Origin of the sequence: Plantactinospora sonchi (assembly GCF_036422035.1) — a bacterium.
Lineage (GTDB): Bacteria > Actinomycetota > Actinomycetes > Mycobacteriales > Micromonosporaceae > Plantactinospora > Plantactinospora sonchi.
Genome location: NZ_JAZGQK010000031.1, coordinates 1 through 19,905 on the forward strand (window position 1 = coordinate 1; position 19,905 = coordinate 19,905).

General features: G+C 71.8%; 16 protein-coding genes. 7 read left to right on the forward strand and 9 right to left on the reverse strand.

The window, feature by feature from the left end:
* From V1633_RS29960 to V1633_RS29975, 4 genes are all read left to right on the forward strand, one after another.
* Positions 1-1,797, forward strand: a 1,797-nt coding sequence (locus V1633_RS29960; protein ID WP_331217654.1) for a carbohydrate-binding protein, incomplete at its 5' end; no start/stop codon positions are given.
* A 736-nt stretch (positions 1,798-2,533) separates the two neighbouring features.
* Positions 2,534-3,190 carry a helix-hairpin-helix domain-containing protein gene (locus V1633_RS29965; RefSeq protein ID WP_331217655.1) on the forward strand — a complete coding sequence of 219 codons (657 nt, stop codon included), beginning with the start codon at positions 2,534-2,536 and terminating at the stop codon, positions 3,188-3,190.
* Positions 3,190-4,266, forward strand: coding sequence for an OmpA family protein (locus V1633_RS29970; RefSeq protein ID WP_331217656.1), 1,077 nt, complete (start codon positions 3,190-3,192; stop codon positions 4,264-4,266). Before V1633_RS29965 ends, V1633_RS29970 begins: the two co-directional genes overlap by 1 nt.
* A 481-nt stretch (positions 4,267-4,747) precedes the next feature.
* Positions 4,748-5,734 carry an endonuclease/exonuclease/phosphatase family protein gene (locus tag V1633_RS29975; protein WP_331217657.1) on the forward strand — a complete coding sequence of 329 codons (987 nt, stop codon included), beginning with the start codon at positions 4,748-4,750 and terminating at the stop codon, positions 5,732-5,734.
* A gap of 88 nt (positions 5,735-5,822) precedes the next feature.
* Here the strand turns inward: V1633_RS29975 and V1633_RS29980 are convergent, their stop codons facing one another.
* Positions 5,823-9,047: a glycosyl hydrolase family 95 catalytic domain-containing protein gene (locus V1633_RS29980; protein WP_331217658.1), complete on the reverse strand. Its 3,225-nt coding sequence runs from the start codon at positions 9,045-9,047 to the stop codon at positions 5,823-5,825.
* A 443-nt stretch (positions 9,048-9,490) separates the two neighbouring features.
* Here V1633_RS29980 and V1633_RS29985 point away from each other — a divergent pair, with 443 nt between their 5' ends.
* On the forward strand, positions 9,491-10,213 hold the full coding sequence (locus V1633_RS29985; RefSeq protein ID WP_331217659.1) for a FadR/GntR family transcriptional regulator: 723 nt from the start codon (positions 9,491-9,493) through the stop codon (positions 10,211-10,213).
* Positions 10,214-10,320: 107 nt separating this feature from the next.
* Here V1633_RS29985 and V1633_RS29990 read toward each other — a convergent pair whose 3' ends face one another.
* From V1633_RS29990 to V1633_RS30010, 5 genes are all read right to left on the reverse strand, one after another.
* Entirely contained in the window at positions 10,321-11,259 is a 939-nt protein-coding gene (locus V1633_RS29990) for a hypothetical protein (RefSeq protein WP_331217660.1), read from the reverse strand.
* A 72-nt stretch (positions 11,260-11,331) separates the two neighbouring features.
* Entirely contained in the window at positions 11,332-11,739 is a 408-nt protein-coding gene (locus V1633_RS29995) for an MmcQ/YjbR family DNA-binding protein (RefSeq protein WP_331217661.1), read from the reverse strand.
* A 214-nt stretch (positions 11,740-11,953) separates the two neighbouring features.
* Positions 11,954-13,159 carry a hypothetical protein gene (locus V1633_RS30000; RefSeq protein WP_331217662.1) on the reverse strand — a complete coding sequence of 402 codons (1,206 nt, stop codon included), beginning with the start codon at positions 13,157-13,159 and terminating at the stop codon, positions 11,954-11,956.
* 71 nt (positions 13,160-13,230) lie between these two features.
* The gene (locus V1633_RS30005; protein ID WP_331217663.1) at positions 13,231-14,244 is read right to left on the reverse strand and encodes a cobalamin B12-binding domain-containing protein; all 1,014 of its coding nucleotides are present in this window, start codon (positions 14,242-14,244) and stop codon (positions 13,231-13,233) included.
* Positions 14,241-15,764 (reverse strand): PP2C family protein-serine/threonine phosphatase, encoded by a 1,524-nt coding sequence (locus V1633_RS30010; RefSeq protein WP_331217664.1) that lies wholly within the window; start codon positions 15,762-15,764, stop codon positions 14,241-14,243. Before V1633_RS30010 ends, V1633_RS30005 begins: the two co-directional genes overlap by 4 nt.
* Positions 15,765-16,120: 356 nt before the next feature.
* Here V1633_RS30010 and V1633_RS30015 point away from each other — a divergent pair, with 356 nt between their 5' ends.
* Positions 16,121-16,456 (forward strand): STAS domain-containing protein, encoded by a 336-nt coding sequence (locus tag V1633_RS30015; RefSeq protein ID WP_331217665.1) that lies wholly within the window; start codon positions 16,121-16,123, stop codon positions 16,454-16,456.
* Positions 16,457-16,523: 67 nt separating this feature from the next.
* Here the strand turns inward: V1633_RS30015 and V1633_RS30020 are convergent, their stop codons facing one another.
* From V1633_RS30020 to V1633_RS30030, 3 genes are all read right to left on the reverse strand, one after another.
* Positions 16,524-16,670 carry a hypothetical protein gene (locus V1633_RS30020; RefSeq protein ID WP_331217666.1) on the reverse strand — a complete coding sequence of 49 codons (147 nt, stop codon included), beginning with the start codon at positions 16,668-16,670 and terminating at the stop codon, positions 16,524-16,526.
* A 15-nt stretch (positions 16,671-16,685) separates the two neighbouring features.
* Positions 16,686-17,273 carry a GNAT family N-acetyltransferase gene (locus V1633_RS30025; protein WP_331217667.1) on the reverse strand — a complete coding sequence of 196 codons (588 nt, stop codon included), beginning with the start codon at positions 17,271-17,273 and terminating at the stop codon, positions 16,686-16,688.
* 269 nt (positions 17,274-17,542) lie between these two features.
* Positions 17,543-18,481, reverse strand: a complete 939-nt coding sequence (locus V1633_RS30030; protein WP_331217668.1) for a DMT family transporter — start codon at positions 18,479-18,481, stop codon at positions 17,543-17,545.
* On the opposite strand from V1633_RS30030, the gene V1633_RS30035 reads away from it, so the two are divergent.
* Positions 18,480-19,874, forward strand: a complete 1,395-nt coding sequence (locus tag V1633_RS30035; RefSeq protein WP_331217669.1) for an aminotransferase-like domain-containing protein — start codon at positions 18,480-18,482, stop codon at positions 19,872-19,874. The two genes, V1633_RS30030 and V1633_RS30035, sit on opposite strands and share 2 nt — an antisense overlap.
* Positions 19,875-19,905 lie beyond the last annotated feature (31 nt).

Consider the following 19,905-nt stretch of genomic DNA (forward strand, 5'->3'; position numbering starts at 1 on the left):
CGGATCGAGGCCGAGTCGTACACCAGCCAGTCCGGCACCCAGACCGTCGCCGACCCCAACGCCCACGGCGGCAACCGCGTCGGCTACATCGACAACGGAGACTGGCTCGCCTACAACACCACCAACCCCACCGGCAAAACCACCTTCACCGCCCGCGTCGCCTCCGGCGGCACCGGCGGCACCATCCAGATCCGCACCGAATCCCCCACCGGCCCACTACTCGGCACCGCCACCGTCCCCAACACCGGCGGATACGGCACCTACGCCAACATCACCACCACCCTCACCAACGGAACCGGACCCCTCCACCTCGTCTTCACCGGCACCGGAACCGGCGGCCTCTTCGACATCGACAGCTTCACCCTCACCGGCGGCACCTACCCCGAGCCGCTGCCGGCACTGTCGCCGAACGTCCACCTCTTCTACTACTCCTGGTACGGCAACCCGGACCGGTACGGGCAGTGGCGGCACTGGCAGCAGGGCGGGCACACCCCGCCGGACAGCGTCGGGGCGAACTCCTACCCGACGCTCGGCGCGTACGACTCCGGTGACTACGCCGGTGCGGTGGCCCAGCACATGCGCTGGGTACGGCAGTCCGGTGCCGGCGTCATCGTCTACAGCTGGTGGGGCCAGAACTCGTACGAGGACCAGCTCGCCATGGGTGTGCTGGACGCCGCCCAGCAGCAGGGCATCAAGGTGGCCTGGCACCTGGAGCCGTACAGCGGACGCAGTGGTCCGTCCACCGTCGCCGACATCAACTACATCAACAGCCGGTACGGCGGGCACCCGGCCTTCTACCGGGACGCCGCACACGGCAACCGGCCGGCCTTCTACGTCTTCGAGAGCCTCAACGTCGCGGACTGGTCGGCGCTGAGCCAGGTCAACGGCTCGAACATCATCCTGGCCCAGACCACGGACACCACGAAGATCGCGGGTTTCTCCGGCATGTACACCTACGACGCGATCGCCGGGGCGACCGCCCCCGGCTGGTCCCAGGCCAGCGCGTACGCCAAGGCGAACAACCTGATCTGGGCACCCTCGGTCGGCCCCGGGTACATCGACGACCGGGCGGTACCCGGCAACACCACCCCGACGCTGGGCCGGGCCGACGGCGCGACGTACGACCTCCAGTGGCGCAACGCGCTCGACCCGTCCACCGGCGGGCTGCCCAGCTGGGTGTCGATCACCTCGTTCAACGAGTGGCACGAGGGTTCCACCATCGAGCCGGCCGACAGCACCCCGCCGGCCGGTCCCGGCTACCTCACCTACGACGGGGCGTACGGGGAGACCGGCGCCGCCGCGGAGACCGCGTACCTGGACCGGACGGCGTACTGGACGACCGAGTTCGAGACCCGGCGTGCCGGTGGAGGCGGCGGCAACCTGGCGTTGAACCGGCCGGCGACCGCCGACAGCTCCTGCGCGGCGAACGAGGGGCCGGAGAAGGCGGTCAACGGCACTGTCACCGGCGGCAACACCGACAAGTGGTGCTCGGTCGGCGGCAACAAGTGGTGGCGGGTCGACCTCGGCGCCGGCAGCACGGTGGGCCGGTTCGTGGTCCGACACGCGGGTGCGGGCGGCGAGAACTCCGCCTGGAACACCCGGGACTTCGACATCCAGACCAGCCCCGACGGCACCACCTGGACCACCCGCGCCACGGTCCGGGGCAACACCGCCAACGTCACCACCCACACCGTCACACCGGTCGACACCCGCTACGTACGGCTCAACGTCCTGACCCCGACCAGCAACACCGACACCGCCGCCCGCATCTACGAATTCGAGGTGTACCCGTCCTGAGCTGACCGTCCCGTTCCTCAGCACCTGAAACGGCTCGTCACCGGACTCTCCGGTGACGAGCCGTTCCGGTCGGCACCGTCGACACTGTCGAGCGGAGCAGGTCGCCGGGTGGCGGATCCGTCATCCACCCTCATCGGCCTGACCTTGCTCCACCGCGTGCCAGCCGCCCGGACGGACCGCACTTCGGGGGCGGGCGCTCGTCGAGTCGTCGACCACGACGGACGACGTCGTATCGTCCACCGCCGGATACGATTCCGCCATCGACCGGCGCATCGCGTGACATCGCCCTTTCCGATTGGCGTGATCACCGAGCAGATGTGCGCCACCACGACACGTACACGGAATCCCCGCCTTCCGGGGCGCTTTTCCGTACGCATGTCGTACCGATTTCCACGTCGATCCCGAGTACGGCGGGAAGGTGGCCGGGAATGCTGGCGTAAGCCCCTCTGCGCAGGCCAGCAGACCGAACACAGGATCGGTGCCGCCCTTCCCCCTCCGGTGCAGAGACGACGGGGACGACACCATTCAAAACGAAAGTGAATCGTGATCCGATCGCGATCAGTCCCGACACCCGGACCACGACCGTCCAGATAGGATGATCGCGTTCCTGCGCTCGGGACGTTCAGCCGACACCTCTTTCCCAGCACCACATCCACATTCCGTGATTCGGGTGGGAAACGCATGTCAGCTGAACTCCGACAGACGCATTCCTTGATAATCGGCATGGAGGACAAACGTGGTCTGGTTCATCAACCAGTCGCTCTTCATCGTTCTGGCGGCATTCCTTCTGGGGTTGCTCGTCGGCTGGCTGCTCTGGGGCGGCAGGAGGCCGTCGCCGTCCCCGGCGGACGACACGGTCGCCCGGCCGGCGAGCGGCGACCACGACCTCCGACCGGTGACCACCAGCCGACCGGCGACCCGGGAGCACAGCGTCCCGCCGGTGGTCACGGACCACGACATCCGACCGATCCCCACGGAGCACAACGTCCCGCCGGTGACCACAGACCACGACATCCGACCGGTCCCCACGGAGCACAACGTCCCGCCGACCACGGACCACCAGCCTCGACCCGGGACCGACACCCCACCGGTGGCCGACGGTGTGACCGCGACGACCACGACGACCGAGCCCGACGACGACCTGGAACGTATCGAGGGCATCGGGCCGAAGATGGCGGCCGCACTGCGTGCCGCCGGTATCCACACCTTCGGCCAGCTCGCCCAGACCGACGACGACACCCGGCGTACGGCCATCGAGGCGGCCGGCCTCAGCTTCGCCCCGAGCCTGGTGACCTGGGGTCGACAGGCCCAACTGCTCGCCGACGGCGACGAGGAGGGCTTCGACGAGCTCACCCGGCGGCTGGTGGCCGGACGCGAGACGGGACGGATCTGATGACCGGGGATCTGATGACCAAGGCACCGGGGACGCCGAGGACGGCGCGCAGGTTCCACCCGCTGGTCGGCCTGGTGGTCGCGATTCTCGGCCTGGTCGTCCTGCTCACCGCCCAACAGTTCCCGAACCGGCACCGGATGGAGGCGGACCTCACCCAGCGCTCGACACAGGCACTGCACTCCGCCGGCCTGTCCGGCGTACGGGTCACCTTCACCGGGCGCGACGGACGACTACGGGCCGCCTCGTCGGCCGAGGCAGCACAGGCGCTCGGCATCGTACGGGCGCTGGAGGGCGTACGCGCCGCCGAGGCGGAGGTGCCGCCCGGGTCGGAGCGCGCCCCGGTGCCCGTACCACCGTCGGTGCTGCTGACTCTGGCCGACGGCACGGTGTCGGTCAGCGGTACGGTGCCCACCGAAGCCTCCCGGGTCGCGCTGGTCCGGGCGGCGGCGGAGATGGTCGGCACCGAGGACGTCGACGATCGGCTGACGGTCGACGACAGCGTGACCGACAGCGCGTTGTCCGGCCTGCCGAGCGTGCTGCACGCACTCGGCGGGAAGGCCGACGGGACCACGGTCGCACTGGACGGCGGAACACTCACCCTGACCGGCACCGCCTCCTCCGAGGTCCGGAAAACCGCGGTACTCGCGGCTGCCCGGAGCACCGGCGCCCAGGTTGTCGACCGGCTCCAGGTCGCCGACGTACGCCGACAGGTGGCGAAGCTGCCGCCGCTCACCTTCTCCCTCGGGGGCGCGTCGCTCACCGCCGCGTCCCGGACGACCCTGGTCCGGCTGGGCCGGATCCTCAGGGACAATCCGAGTACCCGGATCCGCGTCGAGGGCCACACCGACTCCAGTGGCTCGGCCGGGTCGAATCTCGTGCTCAGCCGCGTCCGGGCCAGAGCGGTGCTCACCTTCCTGGTCGACCAGGGCGTCGCCGCCGACCGGCTGACCAGCCGGGGGTACGGCGAGACCCGGCTGAAGGTGCCGGACACCTCCCCGGCCAACCGGGCGGAGAATCGGCGGGTGGAGTTGGTGACCAGTACGTCCACTCCGACGACCGGCAACAACGGGACTTGAGGCGGCTCGTCCGCCCGGGCGGGTGGGCACCTGCCCGGGAGGCGGGGCGGAGACCGGCGTTCCGCCCCGCCTGCCCGGGAACCCTGACCGGTTCCCGAGGCGGGCAGCACCCCCGGCATCCCGCACGTACGCTCCCCGGCATGCCGCAACCGAACCGGCGCCACCCTCCCGCCGGGGCTCTGCTCCTCGACGGAGGGCGACGGCCGTTGATGTTGTGCCGCCGTCCGGTGCGATGGCACGCTTGGCGGCGTCCGGCCGGATGGCCTCCCGAGGAATACGGACGGACGCTGGTGACCATTTTCGCGCGCGGCGGGATCACCGTCGCGGCCCCGCCGATGGCGGTGCTGTCCGGTGAGGACGTTGTGGTGTGCGGTTGACATGTCGGGGGCGGCGGGGTTCGGGTGCCGCGCCACGGTGGCGCCTGCGACGCGTCGCCTCGGCACTCGTCCGGGCGGGCGGGTCGACCCGTCGGAGCCTCCCGGTGCTCGGCGTGCTGCTGCTCGCCGGGACGCTGCTACCAGGATGCGGGTCCGACCGGCCCGATCCGGCCGACCGGCCCGATCCGGCCGACCGGCCCGACCCGGCGTCGACCGTGACGGGACCGCCGCCCGCGCTGTGGACGTTCTGTCCGGAGGCGGGCCGGAGTCCCTGCGCCGAGCTGGGCGGTCCGAGCGTCGGCCCGGTCGGCCGTCCCCTCGAACCGAGGGAGCCGACGGCCTCGCCGGCCACGACCCCGTTCGCCACCCTGCAGCTCAACCTCTGCAACAGCGGACTCGCGGCCTGCTACGCCGAGCGGAACAACGGTCGGGTGGTGGCGGAGGCGTCCGAGGCGATCACGGTGCTACGGCCGCAGATCGTGACCCTGAACGAGGTCTGCCGGGACGACGTGGTGACCGGCCTCTACCCGGCGATGGTCCGCAACTTCCTGGGCGACCAGGTGTTCTGGGCGTTCCAGCCGACGGCTGACCGGGCTGACCCGTCGCGGGCGTACCGGTGCCTCAACGGCGAGGCGTACGGCATCGCGATCCTCGGCCGGGTCCGTGCCGCGGCCTGGTCGGGCCTCTCGGTCTTCAACGGCCGCTTTCCGCAACAGGGCGACGGCCCGGACGAGTTGCGGGTCTGGCTCTGCGTGGCGGCGGTCGACAACTACTACGCCTGTACCACCCACCTGACGTTCTCCTCCACGGCGATGGCGCTGCGGCAGTGCCGGCGGCTCTTGGAGGTCGAGGTGCCCGCGATGCGGGCCGAGGTCGGCTCGGCGGCACCCGCGCTCGTCGCGGGTGACCTGAACCTGCGCGACGACGGAACCCCGGCGGTGCGCGACTGCGTCCCCGCCGGCCACCGGCATCGCGGGGACGGCAACGTGCAGCACTTGATCACCACCGATGACGTCACGCTCGGCCCGACGCGCAGGTATCCGATGCGGCACACCGACCACAACGGCTGGTACGTCACCATCCGCCCCTGACCGTCCGGCGCCGCACGCCCCGACCTGCCGGGAGGTGTCCCCGACGCCGGAGGGCCGACGTCGGGGTGCTCGGACCAACGGGTGGAGGTCAGGACGCGTACACCTCGAACTCGTAGACACGGGCCCGGTTGTCGCCGTTTGTGGTCGGGGTCAGGACGTTCAGCCGGACGTAACGGGCACTCACCGGGCTCACCGGATGGGTGGTGACGTCGGCGGTGCTACCACGCGGGGACGCCACGGTCGTCCAGGTGGTGCCGTTGGTGGAGACCTGGATGTCGAAGTCCCGGGTGTTGAAGGTCGTCGACTCCCCGCCCGCACCGGCGTGCCGTACGACAAACCGGCCCACGGTTGTCGTCGCCCCGAGGTCGACCCGCAGCCACTTCGACGAGCCCGCCGAGCACCACTTGTCGCTCCACCCGCCCGAGACGCTGCCGTTGACCGCCTTCTCCGGCCCCTCGGTCGTCGCGCACGAACTGTCGGCGGTCGCCGGCCGGTTCAGCGCGAGGTTACTGGTGGACGGCGGACCGGTACCGGTCAGCTCGAACTCGTCGACGTCGAACAGTCCACCGCCGCTGCCGGTGAAGACCAGGAAAACCGGACCCGATCCGCTGGTCAACGACGTGGACACGTCGACGAAGGTGCCGTACCCGCCGGTGTGGGGCACGGTCAGCGTGCCGAGCACCGGACCGGTCTGCGAGCCGGTACGGACCTGGATCTGGCCACCCGGACCGCCGGACGCGACCCGGGCGGTGATGCCGGTACGGCCGGCCGCGTCGACCGACGCGAAGCCCAGCCAGTCCCCGTTCTCGATGTGGCCGACCTTGACGCCGCCCCGCGCCCCGGCGTCGGAGACGTTCTGGGTGCCGGACTGCGACGAGTACGACTCGGCCTGGATCCGGCCCGGCTGCGGCGGCGTCGCGCCGGCGGTGGCCCGGTAGCTGCGGCCCGCCACGGCCGCGAACGTCACCTGCGGGCCGTTGCGGGTGACCGGCACGGCCTGGCCGGTGCTGACGTCGACGACGTCGGCGGTGGCCAGGATTGGGTTACGGACGGTCAGGTTGCCGGCACTGCCGGCACTGATGGTGATCCGGGTCGCGGCACGGTTGGCCCACTCGACGTCGATGGTCGCGTTGCCCCGGGCACGCAGCCCGGTGACCACGCCGTTCGGCCAGGCCGAGGGCAGTGCCGGGAGGACGTCGATCACGCCGACCTGGCTCTGCAGCAGCATCTCGGTGACTCCGGAGGTGGCGCCGAAGTTGCCGTCGATCTGGAACGGCGGGTGGGTGTCCCACAGGTTGGCGAGGGTACTGCCGGTGAGCTGCTCGCGCAGCAGCTTGTGGGCACGGTCGCCGTCCCGCAGCCGGGCCCAGAAGTTGATTTTCCAGGCCTTGCTCCAGCCGGTGCCGCCGTCACCGCGGGCGTTGAGCGAGACCCGGGCGGCGTTGGCGTACTCGGCGTTGGTCAGCGCGGAGATCTGCCGACCCGGATGCAGACCGAACAGGTGCGAGACGTGCCGGTGGGTGTCCGACGGGTTGTCCCAGTCGCCCTTCCACTCCTGGAGCTGCCCCCACGAGCCGATCCGCAGCCCCGGGTCGAGCCGGTTCAGCGTCGACTGCCACTGCGTCCGGGCGTCGTTGTCGAGGCCGAGGGTGCCGCTGGCGGCGATGGTGTTGCTGAACAGCTCCCAGATGACCTGCTGCGACATGGACGCGCCGGCGGTGAAGTCGCCGTTCTCCGGTGAGTAGCTGGGTGAGACGACAAGCCGGTTGTCGCGCGGGTCGGTGTGCAGGTTGGCGGTCCAGAACTGGACGAGTTCCTTCATCACCGGATACGCCCGGTCGCGCAGGAAGGTGACGTCGCGGGTGAACAGGTAGTGGTCGTACAGGTGCTGGGCCAGCCATGCGCCGGCCTCGGGGAACCAGAACGACGTCGCCCAGTCGTGCACGCCGGTGTAACCGAACGGTGTCGTCTCGTTGTGCACCACCCAGCCCGGCGAGTTGTACATGTTCTGTGCGGTCACCCGGCCCGGTGGGCGGAGCGAGTCGATGTAGTCGAACAGCGGGGCGGTGGTCTCGCCGAGGTTGGTGATCTCCGCCGGCCAGTAGTTCATCTGGAGGTTGATGTTGACGTGGTAGTCGGCGGACCAGGGTGGGCTGTTGGAGTTGTTCCAGACGCCCTGCAGGTTCGCCGGCAGCGAGCCGGCCCGGGACGAGGCGATCAGCAGGTAGCGGCCGTACTGGAAGAACAGCGCCTCGAGGGCGCGGTCGGCCGGGCTGGATCCGCCGGTGTAGGCCGACCGGAGGTCGTCGGTCGGGATGTTCGGCATCTGGCCGCCGATGGTGAGCGACACCCGGTTGAACAAGGCCCGGTAGTCGGACACGTGCTGGTTCCACAGCGCGTCCCAGGACTGGCCGGCGGCGCCGTCGACCGCCGCGGTCACCCGGGGTTTCGGATCCGCCCCCCGGTAGCCGGGGTACGTCGGCGCGTAGTTCGTGCCGGCCGAGAGGATGATCGTGGCGCTGTCGGCCCCGCTGACCGTCATCCGGTCGGTGCCGTTGGTACGGGTGCCGCCGTCGAGGATCACCCGGATCTGCGACTCGTAGAGCAGCCCGTTGTTGGCCAGGGTGCCGCGTACCGTGATCCGGTCGCCGCTGACCGTCGTGGTGGCCCCGGTCCGCGCCGGGACGTGGCGGAGCACGAACGAGACCCGCCCGGCCTGACTCGCGGTGAGCCGGGTGACGATGACGTTGCGCGGATGGCTGGCGATGAACTCACGCCGGTGGGAGACGCCACCTGTGTCGTAGCTGACCCGGGCGGTGGCCTCGGCGATGTCGAGTTCGCGGCGGTAGTTGGACACCGAGGCGGGTGTGCCGGTCATGTCGAGGAAGATGTCGCCGAAGTTCTGGTATCCGCCGAATCCGGCGCGGGGGCCGCCGAGCAGGCCGGCGATCGTGTCCGGCGCCACCCGCTGCTGGCTGTCGATCAGCGCCTGGGCCTGGTCGATGGCGGTGGGACGGGGCGAGGTCCAGTTGCCGTTCTGGTAGTTGCCGTCGCCCGGGCCGCCGGTCCAGAGCGTCTTCTCGTTGTACTGCAGGTGCTCGGACTGGATGCCGCCGAAGACGCTGGCACCCATGGCGCCGTTGCCGATCGGCAGGGACTGGGTCTCCCAGTCGGCGGCGGGCTCGTCGTACCAGAGCGCGAGTGCGGGATTGGACGCGGCGAGCGCCGGATTCGAGGGCCCGGCGGCGGTGACGACGGCGAGCACGCCGGTGGCGACCACGGGTACGAGCGACGCGGCGACCGGCCGCCTCATCGGACGACTCCGCTCGCCGAGCGGTGCGGGTCCGGCCGGCGCCGGTCGGCGGCGCCGATGGCGGGCACACCCGGGCCGGTGCCGATAGATCGGATGACTGTCGCGGTCAGAGAAGGTGTCATCGGGCTGTCCCCTCTGGATCGGAAGTGCGCCGGACCGGCCGGCGGAGCGCGGTCCACCACCCGGCAAGGGCTGACCGCGCCTGCCTGGCCCCTGAACCTGCCGAAAATCCGGGGCCGTCGGAGGTTGCGGACATGTGTCAGCGTAGAGACAAACGTGTATCCGGTCGAGCCCCTGGCTGAGATCACCGCAGACATACATCGGATGTGTGTCTGCTTTGCCGTCGGCGGAGGTGCCCAGAGTCGCCACTCACCCACCAGCCGTGGTGAACAAGGCTGATCACGGGCGTCCGCGCGCCCCATCGGTACGATTGGATACATCGGATGTTCGTGAGGGGGCGCACGGTGCCGGTTACCGACGAGGCGATCAACAAGATCAAGGCGATGATCGTGCAGGGCGAACTCACTCCCGGTTCCCGGCTGCCCAGGGAGGCCGACCTCGCCGACCGGCTCGGCCTGTCCCGCAACTCCCTACGTGAGGCGGTGAAGGCGCTGTCGCTGATCAGGGTGCTGGATGTCCGGCAGGGCGACGGCACCTACGTGACCAGCCTGGCACCCGACCTGCTGTTGGAGACGATCGGTTTTGTCGTCGACTTCCACCAGGACGACACCGTGCTGCAGTTCCTCGAGGTGCGGCGGGTCCTCGAACCCGCCGCGACCGAGATGGCCGCGACCAGGATGACGGACGGCGAGGTCACCGAGCTGCGGGCGATCCTGGCCGAACTGGGCGACGCCCCGACCGTCGAGGCGCTGGTCGCCAACGACCTCCGGTTTCACGGCCACATCGCCGCGGGTTCCGGGAACAGGGTGCTCTGCTCGTTGATCGACAGCCTGTCCGGGCCGACGACCCGGGCCCGGATCTGGCGGGGGTTGACGCAGGAGGGCGCGGTACGACGGACCAGGGAGCAGCACGAGGCGATCTGCGAGGCGATCGAGGCACGCCAGCCCGAGGTGGCGCGGGCCTGGGCCACGGTGCACGTCGCCGGTGTCGAGCAGTGGCTGCGCAACGCGCTCGGCGAGCCCGAGGAGCCAACCACCCCGGCCTGACAGAGGCTCCGCCACCCGCCACGACGGCCGACCGTACGCCCACCTGACAGAGGCTTCGCCACCCGCCGCCACGGCCGACCGTACGCCCGCCCCAGGCCGGTGCCCGCTCAGAACTTGGGGATGACGGCGGCGATCGTGGTGGCGAGCAGCGGGCCGAGGATCACCAGGCCGGACTGCAGCTCACTGACGGAGGTGCGGTTGACGCCGAGAATCTCCTCCAGCTTGATCCGGTCCTCGGCGGCGGTGATCAGATCGGCTTTCGCCACGTGGGCGAGGTCCGAGAACTCGTCCACGTACACCTGGCAGCGGCGGCGCAGCAGGGTCGCGGTGGGGATGTGCATCAGCGCGATCAGGATCGAGCCGGCCGCACCGATCACGAACGCGGTCGACTGGGGAATCCGCTCCGAACTGCCCCAGCCCACGGCGGTCGCGCCGACCAGCACCATCATGAGCAGCAGCGAACCCATCATCTGCAACACGCGGACCAGGATCCGACGCAGGCGCATCAACGCCGCCAACTGCTCGCCGGGGGTGCCGGTGAGGCCACGCATCGACACGACCCGCAGCCCCGCGAGGGTTGCCCCGGCCGGCAACGCTCCCAGAACGACGAACGACACGAAGGCCAGGGACCGCCAGGTGAGTCCACTGCCGAGGATGGCGTGCGTGGCGACCACGGCACCGGCCACCAGCGCGAGGAAGGCCACCACCGACGGGACGACCCGGCGTACCGGCACCCGCTGGATCTGCTGCAGGTCGTGCCAGCGCGCCACACCGGAGCCGATCGTCGACCCGCTGAGTGCGCCGAGCACCCCCGCGACGGACGCCCACAGCAGCCATTTCGAGTGGTACTGGGACAGGTGACGGTCCGGGTTCGTGTAGGCGACCCCGAGTGCGGTCGCCGCGCCGGCCATCATCATCAGCGTACGCACCACACGCGGCCAGCCCGCGAGTCCCAGTGGACGTGGCGTGGTCACCCGCGTGGGCGGGGCCGCGCCTTCCGGGGCGGCGGACGTCGGCGCGTCCAGGGGCGCCTCCACGACGGTCATGGCAGGGAACTCTAGAGGATCCCCGGACCGGCAAACGCCCCGTGCCGACCGGTCGGTACGACGATCCCCGACCTAGCGTTCGGCGCCGCTGAGACCAGGGACGGACGGACGGACGCCGTCGTCGAGGTCGCCGACGAGGGTGTCCGGGGCCCGCATGTGCCACGCGTCGGTGACGAGTTCCCGCAGCCGGGCGACGTCCACCCGGGCCAGCCGCAGCATGACCAGGGGCAGGCCGTCGTAGGCGGGCGTGGTGAAGAAGACCTCGGGCTCGCCGAGCAGCAGCGCCTGCTTCTCGGCCTCGTCGCCGACGTAGAGCACCGCGACATCGGTCCGGATGACCCGCGGCCCACCGGGGCTGCGCTCGGGGTACGACCAGACGAACCCCTTGTTGGCGACCCGGAAGTCGAAACCCGCACTGTCGATCTCGACCACGTGCGGCAGTGCGAGCGCCAGACGACGGACGTCGGCGGCGTCAGCCATCACACCCACCCCCGGACAGTGCATCCCGGGACAGTGGGTTCCCGGCTCTCGACTCCCGCATACGCACAGGCTAGCCCGCTCCACCGACAACCTCCGGATGTTGCTGGGACAGGTCTTCCGGACACCCGACGGGCGTGGAACGCGGCGCCGGACAGGGGCCGCCACGGCCGGGTCGCCGACCCGACCGGGCGGGTCGACCACGCCGCACCAGCTGCTAGTCCTGCCAGTAGAACAGCAGGGTGTCGACGGTGAGCGGGGTACGCGCGCCGAAGTGGTAGACGTGGAGACCGGTGGCCCGGACGGCGCCGATGGTCTCGTCGATCCACCGGAAACCGGCCGTCTCGAGGGCTCGACGGACGGCGGGGTCGATCCGCTCGGCGATGGCGAACGGCCCGAGCGTGCTGATGAACAACTCGCTCCCGCCCACCTCGATCACGTGGTACGTGCCGTCTCCCTGCTGGTGCGCGTCACCGCAGTGGACCGGAGGCTTCGGCGCCAACCCCGCCGCGTCGAGCGCGGCCACCGCGCGGCCGAGCTGCTCGTCCTGGTCCGGTCGGGCCGGCGGCTCGGTACACAGGACCTCGACCCGCCACCGGGGATCGCTCTGCCGCTGACAGCCCGGTGCGTACTCGTGCAGGATCACCTGCCGGAGTTCCTCGTCCAGCCCGTCGACCTCCACCCGGGGGCGGCCCAGCCCGTCGTAGATCACCCGCGTCTCGACGGCGTCGTCGGTGAGGCCGTACAACGCGTACGCGGCCCACAGCTTCGCCTCGGTGGTCGGCGCCTCGGCGAGGTAGGCACGGAGCCGCTCCGGGTCGGTCAGCAGCGACTGGGCGACATGGGCGACCACCGGGTCCGGGTCGGCGAGCGCCTCGGTCACGTCCTCACCCGCCCGGTCCCGCATCCGGACCCGGAAGATCCGGTCCTCGGCCCGTTCGTCGCCGAGCTCGGCCAGCACCGCCTCGACACCGTACCGGGCGACCAGCCCGTCCAACCCGGCCTCGCCCGCCGCCTGGTCACGCCCCCAGGCAACCGCCGCCAGCGTCGCCAACCCGCTCGCTGCCGAACGGTCGCCGAGCAGGCCACGCACCTTGAGGATCGCCTCGGCCATCCCGAACGACCGCTCGTGCCGCCGGTCCTCGTGGCACAGCCAGGGCAGGAGTTCCGTCCGGTCCGCGAGGAGGTCCAGGAGCGCGACGCGTACCCCGGCCACGTCGGTGGGATCACACACCCGGGCGACCAACTCGGCGACCCGCTCCTCCGGCACCCGCCCGGCCAGCGCCACCACGCAGGGCCGACGGCGCCACCACGGGTGTGCCGGGTCCGCCACGTACCGCGCGAGTGCGTCCGCGTCGTACGCCCGCAGGCCGGCGGTGTCCGCACGCCGTGCTTCCGGAATCAGCGCCCCGATGTCCCGCATCCGCGCGATGCTACCGACGGCGACGTCGACGAGCGGCAGCCGTCGCGGGCGCCGCCGTCGCCCCGGACCGGTCAGGATCCCTCAGGCGCCAGCCGGGTGCCGCGCAGGAAACGGAACGCGCGGGGGAAGTCACGCAGCCGCTCGGCCATCAGGTCGAACGCCGCGTCGACGGTCCGCAGCGGCACGTTCCGGCTGCCCAGTACCTCACCGAGCCAGGTGGTGAAGTCGGCGAACAGGGTCACGTCGTCGACGTAGACCGCGGCGGCGAGCGAGTCCACGATGTAGCCGAGGTCCGCGATGGTCGCGTCGAGTTGGGCCGGGGTGTACCGCGCGACGTCGGGGATACCGGCGACGCAGAGGTCGATCAGCTCGACCCGGGCGGCCAGCAGCCCGGCGTACTCGACGTCGGTGTCGCCGACGCCCGCGGGGGTGGCCGGGGCGGGCAGGGACATCGCGGCGAGGGCCACGGACGCGGCCCGGGCGTCCGGAACCCACGGAACGCCCAGCCGGGCCGCCCACCGGCCGCCCGGCCCGAACCCCCGGCCGCCGACCAGCACCGGCACGTCGGTCCGCCGACACGCGTCGACGAAGCGGGCCGCGTGCGGCAACCGCATCGGCAGCGAGCAGGCGAGCGCGACCGCCCGGAGGTCGTGTCGGTGCAGGTAGGACACGAGATGAACGGCCGGCACGCTGGCACCGAGGAACGTCACCTCCCAGCCGTCGAGGCGCAGCACCTCGGCAACCAGCCGAGCCGGAAGCGAGTGCCACTCGCCGTCCATGCACGCGACGACCACCCGGTCGCGGGACGGTTTCCGGCGTACGGTCGACGCGACCGCCGCGACCACCCGCTCGCTGATGTGGGTCGCGGCGTGCTCCTGAGCCACGCTCCACTCGTTGCGTTGCCACCACTCGCCGACCTGGGCCTGCGCCGGTGCGACCAGGGAGAGCAGCACGTCTTCCGGCGCGACGCCGTTGTCGAGCAGGTCCAGTGCCAGGTCGATGGCCGCGTTCTCGTCGGCCTCGTCCAGACAGCGGAGGTACGCCGGGTAGGCGCTCTCCAGCCGCTCGCCCAGTACGGCGGTCACGGGACCACCCGCAGGTGTCGCGCCGGCGCGGCCGGTGACACCGCCCGGATGGCGAAGACCGCGATGTCGTCGTGGTCGCGTCCGCTGAGCCAGTCGCTGACCACCTGCTCGACCCGCTCGGTGAGTGCGGGGGCCGGCATCCGGTGACAACCGCCGAGTGCCTCGACCAGCCGGGCGACGCCGAACTGCTCGCCCCGGATCCCGCCGCGTGCCTCGGTCACACCGTCACTGAACAGCAGGCAGGTCTCACCCTGGCCGAGTTGCACGGTGACCGAGGCGATCCGGGCGTCGGGTACCACCCCGATCAGCATGCCGCGCAGGTCGACCGTTTCGACGGTGCCGTCGGCGCGCAGCACCAGCGGCGGCAGATGGCCGCCGCTGGCCAGGGTCAGGGCCAGGCCACCCGACGGCGCGGGATGTGCCCGGCCGAGCACCATCGTCGCGAACCGGCCGTGACCGTGCGCCCGCGTGGTCTCCAACATGGTGCCGTTGAGCAGCGACATCAGCCGGGCGGGGTCGGACTCGATGCGACGCAGTGCCTGGACGGCCTGGCGGAGCTGACCGGTGAACACCGCGGCGTCGACGCCCTTTCCGGAGACGTCCCCGAGGAAGAACAGTGCGCTGCCGTCGGCCTGCGCGTGCGCGCCGTAGAAGTCCCCACCGATCCGCAGCGAACTCTGCGCGGGGCGGTAGGCCGCCCCCCACTGCACACCCGGCACCGGTGGTGGGTCGATCGGCGCGAGGCTCGCCTGGAGCGTGTCGGCGACCTCGGCCTGGTCGTGGTAGAGCACCGCCGCGTCCAGCGCACGGCCGGCCCGTGCCGCGAAGCCACGCAGCAGTTCCAGGTCGTGACTGTCGAACTCCAGCCCGTGGCGTACCACCAACAGCCCGCCGACCGGGCCGGCCCAGCCCGGCAACGGCACCACCCGCACCGACGCCGGTGGGTGCGCGGCGAGCCAGCCGAGGTCGGCGAACTGGTCGGCCAGCCAGTCGGCCTCGGACGGCTCGCCGCCCTGCCAGGCCTCGACGATCGCGGGCGGCAGTTGGTCCGCGGTCAGCGAGCCGCCGTCCACCACGGGCTCGCGGTCGTCGTCCAGGACCGCACGCCACCACCGGGCCCGGCCCTGACGCGGTGTCAGCACCACGACGGCGACGTCACCGAGCCTGGGTACGGCCAGTCGGGCGGCTGCCCGGGCGGCCCGGTCCTCCTGCAACTGGTTGCCCAGCACCTGGCTCGCGGTTTCGAGGAACCGCGCACGGCCCCGCTCGGCCAGCAGCGCGTCGGAGCGGGCGACAGCGTCGGTCACGTCCTCGACATACCATACCGTGCGGGCGTCGCCACTGACAGTGAGGTTGACCTGTCGACAGCGCAGCCGCCGGCCCGCCACGGTCTGCTCACCGGCGGCGAGCGGAGGCAGCCCGCAGCCGACGAACGTACGGCCGACGACAAGTCCGGACAGCAGCCGGGCGGCGGGCCGACTGAAGCCGAGAACAACCCCGGCGGGGTCGCAGACGACCACACCTTCGCGAAAATTGTCGACTACCCCATCACCGATTGCTGATGAGGCGACCACAGGCAGTGCTTCCGCTGGGCTCGCCCCCGATCCGTCCGGCGCCGCCAACCGGGGAACCCGGCGACCGCCCGAATCCCATCCGGCAACGTTGGCGCTGTTCACGTGCGTCGGGTACTCCTGATCTGTCCGCCCTGCGGCCCAGCCTACGCGGTTACTTGTCACCCGGCATCTAACGGCAGTCCCGGCTCCCGCTGACCACCGGCCGGTCAGGCGGCATCTCGGCCGGTCCCCTACAGTTGAATCTGCCGGATGACGTGGGAGGTGGGGACGTGGATCGCGCGAGACCGGCGTCGATGCCACTGATGATCGATGTCGATCAGGGCGAACACAGCGTCGTGACGATCGCCGGTGACCTCGACTTTCCCTGCGCCGAACTGCTGCGGTCCACGCTGGCCTCGGTGCTGGACGCCGCTCCGCGTACGCTGACGCTCGATGTCGGGGAGCTGACGTTCATCGACAGTACCGGGCTGTCCGTGCTGGTGTACGCCTGGAGCCGAGGTCAGGAGTCCGGCATTCCAGTCAACATGCGCTACATCCCACCGTTCCTCGCGGCGACCATGGACATCACGGGCCTCTCCGAACTCCTCCACCGCACGTCCGCGAGCACTGGTACGGCGGACGACGCCGCCACCGCCTGAGCCGACGCGCCCCGGTGCGGGCCGCCGGTCCCCCGGCGGGTTCACCCGTCCGACCCGCCGCCGCTCCTCAGCTGCCGGCCGCCACCGCGCCCCGGATGACAGACCCCCGCCGCTCCGCACCGATCCGGCGCACCAGACGTGCGCTCAGGAACACCGTCACCGCGACCGTCACCGTCCCGGCGACCCGCCGCTGCCCCTCGGGCGCCTGGCACACCGCCACCTGTACCGATCACGCCGTGCGGTACCCGGGCCATTCGTCGGCGAGCATCGCGAAGTCGAGTTCCGTGCTCCACTCGCCCTTGAAGAACTCGTTGTCCACGAGCCGGGCCTCCTGTCGCATCCCCAGGCGTCGCGCCACCTTCGCCGAGGCTTCGTTGCGTTCGTCGACCCGCGCGATGATGCGGTGCAGGCCGAGGTGGTCGAAACCCAGGTGCAGCATCGCGCACGCCGCCTCCGTGGCGTAGCCGTGACCGGTGAAGTCGGGGTGCAGGAGGTAGCCGATCTCCCCGCCCGCGTGCTCCCGGCTCTGCCAGAAGAGCATCACGTCACCGATCAGGTGACCGGTCTCGGCGATCTCGATCCCGAGGGTCAGGCCCTGGCCCGCGTCGGTGAGTGCGGTGGCCGCCCAGTGCGTGGCGAGCCGTTCGTGGACAGCCTCCCGGGTCATCGGCTCGAACGGTACGTACCGACAGACGTCGGGCCGGCTCCGGTAGGCGAGCAGCGCGTCGACGTCGGCGACGGCGAGCGGACGCAGCGACAACCGCTCGGTCCGGATCGGGTAGCTGGGGCGCAGGGCGGACTGCGGGAGGACTGGCACGCCGTCCATCCTGCCAACCGGGGCGGCGGGCCCCAAGTCCCGCTGACCGGCGGTGACCCGGTCGGGCGCCGGGCCGCCGCCGATCGGGTTCCGTCCGGTCAGGTCGGGCAGCGGCGTCCGGCGGTCCGGACGGGGGTTCGCGGAGCCGGACCGTGCCGAATCCGTCCGGGCGGTGGACCCGGCCAGGGCGGGTGGCGCGGTAGACCCGGCCCCGACCGGGACGGGTGGCGCCGGGTTCCTCCGCCGGCCGCGGTACGCCGGTGGCCTGGTCAGACCTTCCCCACCGCCGGCACCGGGACGCTGTCGCGGGTGTGCTGGATCAGTACGACGCAGGCCAGCACCACCACGGCGGCCGCGATCGAGGCGACGCCGACGGTCTCGTTGAGCAGCAGCGCCGACCAGGCCAGGGTGAGCACCGGCTGCCCGAGCTGGAGCTGGCCGACCCGGGCGATGCCGCCCCGGGCCAGTCCCGCGTACCAGGCGAAGAAGCCCAGGAACATCGAGACCACGGTGAGGTAGCCGAACGCCGACCAGGTTACGGGGTCGGCGTGCGGAGGGTCGGCCACGGCGGCGACGGCCACCGTGGGCACGGTGACCGGCAGTGCGAGCAGCAACGCCCAGCAGATCGTCCGGGCACCGCCGAGCTCCCGGGCGAGCGCACCGCCCTCCGCGTATCCGAGGCCGCAGAGCACCACCGCCGCGAGCAGGAACAGGTCGGCCGGGGAGAGCGCACCGTGCACCGCTCCGCTGGCGCCGAGAAAGGTGAGCACCGCCAGCAGTCCACCGGCGCTCGCGACCCAGAACAGCGGCGGTGGGCGCTCGCCGGCCCTCAGTGCCGCGAAGACGGCGGTCATCGCGGGCAGCACGGTGATGACAACCGCGCCGTGTGTGGAGGTCTGGGTGATCAGCGCCAGTGAGGTGAACAACGGGAAGCCGACGACAACACCGAGGGCGACCACACCCAGTCGCCACCACTGTCCCCGGCTCGGTCGTCCCGCGCCGGTGAGGCGCAGGTACGCCCCGGCCAGCACCGCCGCGCCGACCGCCCGGCCGAAGGCGACGAACCACGGGTCGAGCTGCTGTACGGCGACCCGGGTGGCGGGCAGCGACATGCTGAAGGCGAGTACGCCCAGCGCGCCGAGCGCGAGGCCGGCCAGCCGTTTCGCCGTTACCGTGGTGTTGACAGTAGCGCTACTCTGATCTTTCATGAATTACGGTAACGCAGTGCACCGCGTTATCCAAGATCTGCGCGCGCTCGTGGCTGTCGCGGAGCCTGGCACCCGGCTGCCCCCGGTACGCGAGCTGACCGCCCGGCACCGGGCCTCGCCGGTCACCGTCGCCGAGGCGATCCGACAGCTGGTCGCCGAAGGGCTGGTCGAGGCGCGATCCGGCAGCGGCACCTTCGTGGCCGGCTCGCCGGTGCAGCGACGGGTCGCCGACCTGTCCTGGCAGACGGTGGCGCTCGGCTCCCGCCGGCCGGGCGAGGACGAGATGCAGGCGCTACTGGCGTTACCGCCCGCCGGGGCGATCCCGCTCTCCGGCGGCTACCTGGACGCCGAGCTGCAGCCGGCCGCCGCGCTCGGCGCCGCGCTGGCCCGCGCCGCCCGGCAACCCGCGTCCTGGCAACGTGGGCCGGTGGTGGGGCGCGAGGACCTGCGCGCCTGGTTCGCCCGCGAATCCGGGGCCGGGCTGCGCGCCGACGACATGGTGATCTGCCCGGGTGGGCAGGCCGCGCTGTCGTCCGCGCTGCGGGCGCTCGCCGCCCCCGGCGACGTCCTGCTCGTCGAGTCGCCGACGTACCTGGGGGCGCTGGCCGCCGCCCGGGCGGCCGGACTGCGGGTGGTGCCGGTGCCCGTCGACACCGACGGCGTACGGCCCGACCAACTCGCGGCCGCGTTCGCCCGTACCGGCGCCCGGCTCTTCTACTGTCAACCGCTGCACGCCAACCCGCACGGCGCCACCCTGGCCGAGCACCGCCGGGCCGAGGTCGCCGACACCGTACGCGATGCCGGGGCGTTCCTGATCGAGGACGACTACGCCCGCGACCTGACCATCGACGGCCACGCCCCGCCACCGTTGGCCGCCGACGACCCCGACGGGCACGTCGTCTACCTGCGGTCGCTGACCAAGTCGACGGCTCCCGGGCTACGTGTCGCCGCGATCGGCGCCCGTGGTCCGGCCGCCGCCCGCCTGCGCGCCGCCCGGCTGCTCGACGACCTCTTCGTCGCCGGTCCACTGCAACAGGCGGCCCTCGACCTCGTCACGGCCCCGGCCTGGGCGCGGCACCGCCGCGCCCTGCACACCGCGCTACGCCACCGCCGCGAGGCGCTGCTGGCCGCGCTCCGCCGGCACCTGCCGGAACTCGCCCCGCAGTCGATCCCGCGCGGTGGTCTGCACCTCTGGGTCCGGCTGCCCGAGGGCACCGACGACGTCGTACTGGCCGCCGCCGCGGCCGCCGAAGGCGTCATCGTCTTTCCGGGCCGCCCCTGGTACGCGGCCGAGCCCCCGGCCCCGCACCTACGCCTCACCTACGCCGCCGCCCCACCCGACCTCATGGACGAGGCCGTCCAGCGCCTCGCCCGCGCGCTGCGGCCGTCCTGACCTGTCCCGCCGTCCTGCGGGCGTCCTGCCC

Coding starts and splice junctions, on each gene's coding strand:
- V1633_RS30035 (WP_331217669.1), top strand. CDS start 18,480: ATGAATTACGGTAACGCAGTGCACCGCGTTATCCAAGATCTGCGCGCG.
- V1633_RS30000 (WP_331217662.1), bottom strand. CDS start 13,159: ATGCGGGACATCGGGGCGCTGATTCCGGAAGCACGGCGTGCGGACACC.
- V1633_RS30015 (WP_331217665.1), top strand. CDS start 16,121: ATGATCGATGTCGATCAGGGCGAACACAGCGTCGTGACGATCGCCGGT.
- V1633_RS29995 (WP_331217661.1), bottom strand. CDS start 11,739: ATGGCTGACGCCGCCGACGTCCGTCGTCTGGCGCTCGCACTGCCGCAC.
- V1633_RS29970 (WP_331217656.1), top strand. CDS start 3,190: ATGACCGGGGATCTGATGACCAAGGCACCGGGGACGCCGAGGACGGCG.
- V1633_RS29985 (WP_331217659.1), top strand. CDS start 9,491: ATGTTCGTGAGGGGGCGCACGGTGCCGGTTACCGACGAGGCGATCAAC.
- V1633_RS30030 (WP_331217668.1), bottom strand. CDS start 18,481: ATGAAAGATCAGAGTAGCGCTACTGTCAACACCACGGTAACGGCGAAA.
- V1633_RS29990 (WP_331217660.1), bottom strand. CDS start 11,259: ATGACCGTCGTGGAGGCGCCCCTGGACGCGCCGACGTCCGCCGCCCCG.
- V1633_RS29980 (WP_331217658.1), bottom strand. CDS start 9,047: ATGAGGCGGCCGGTCGCCGCGTCGCTCGTACCCGTGGTCGCCACCGGC.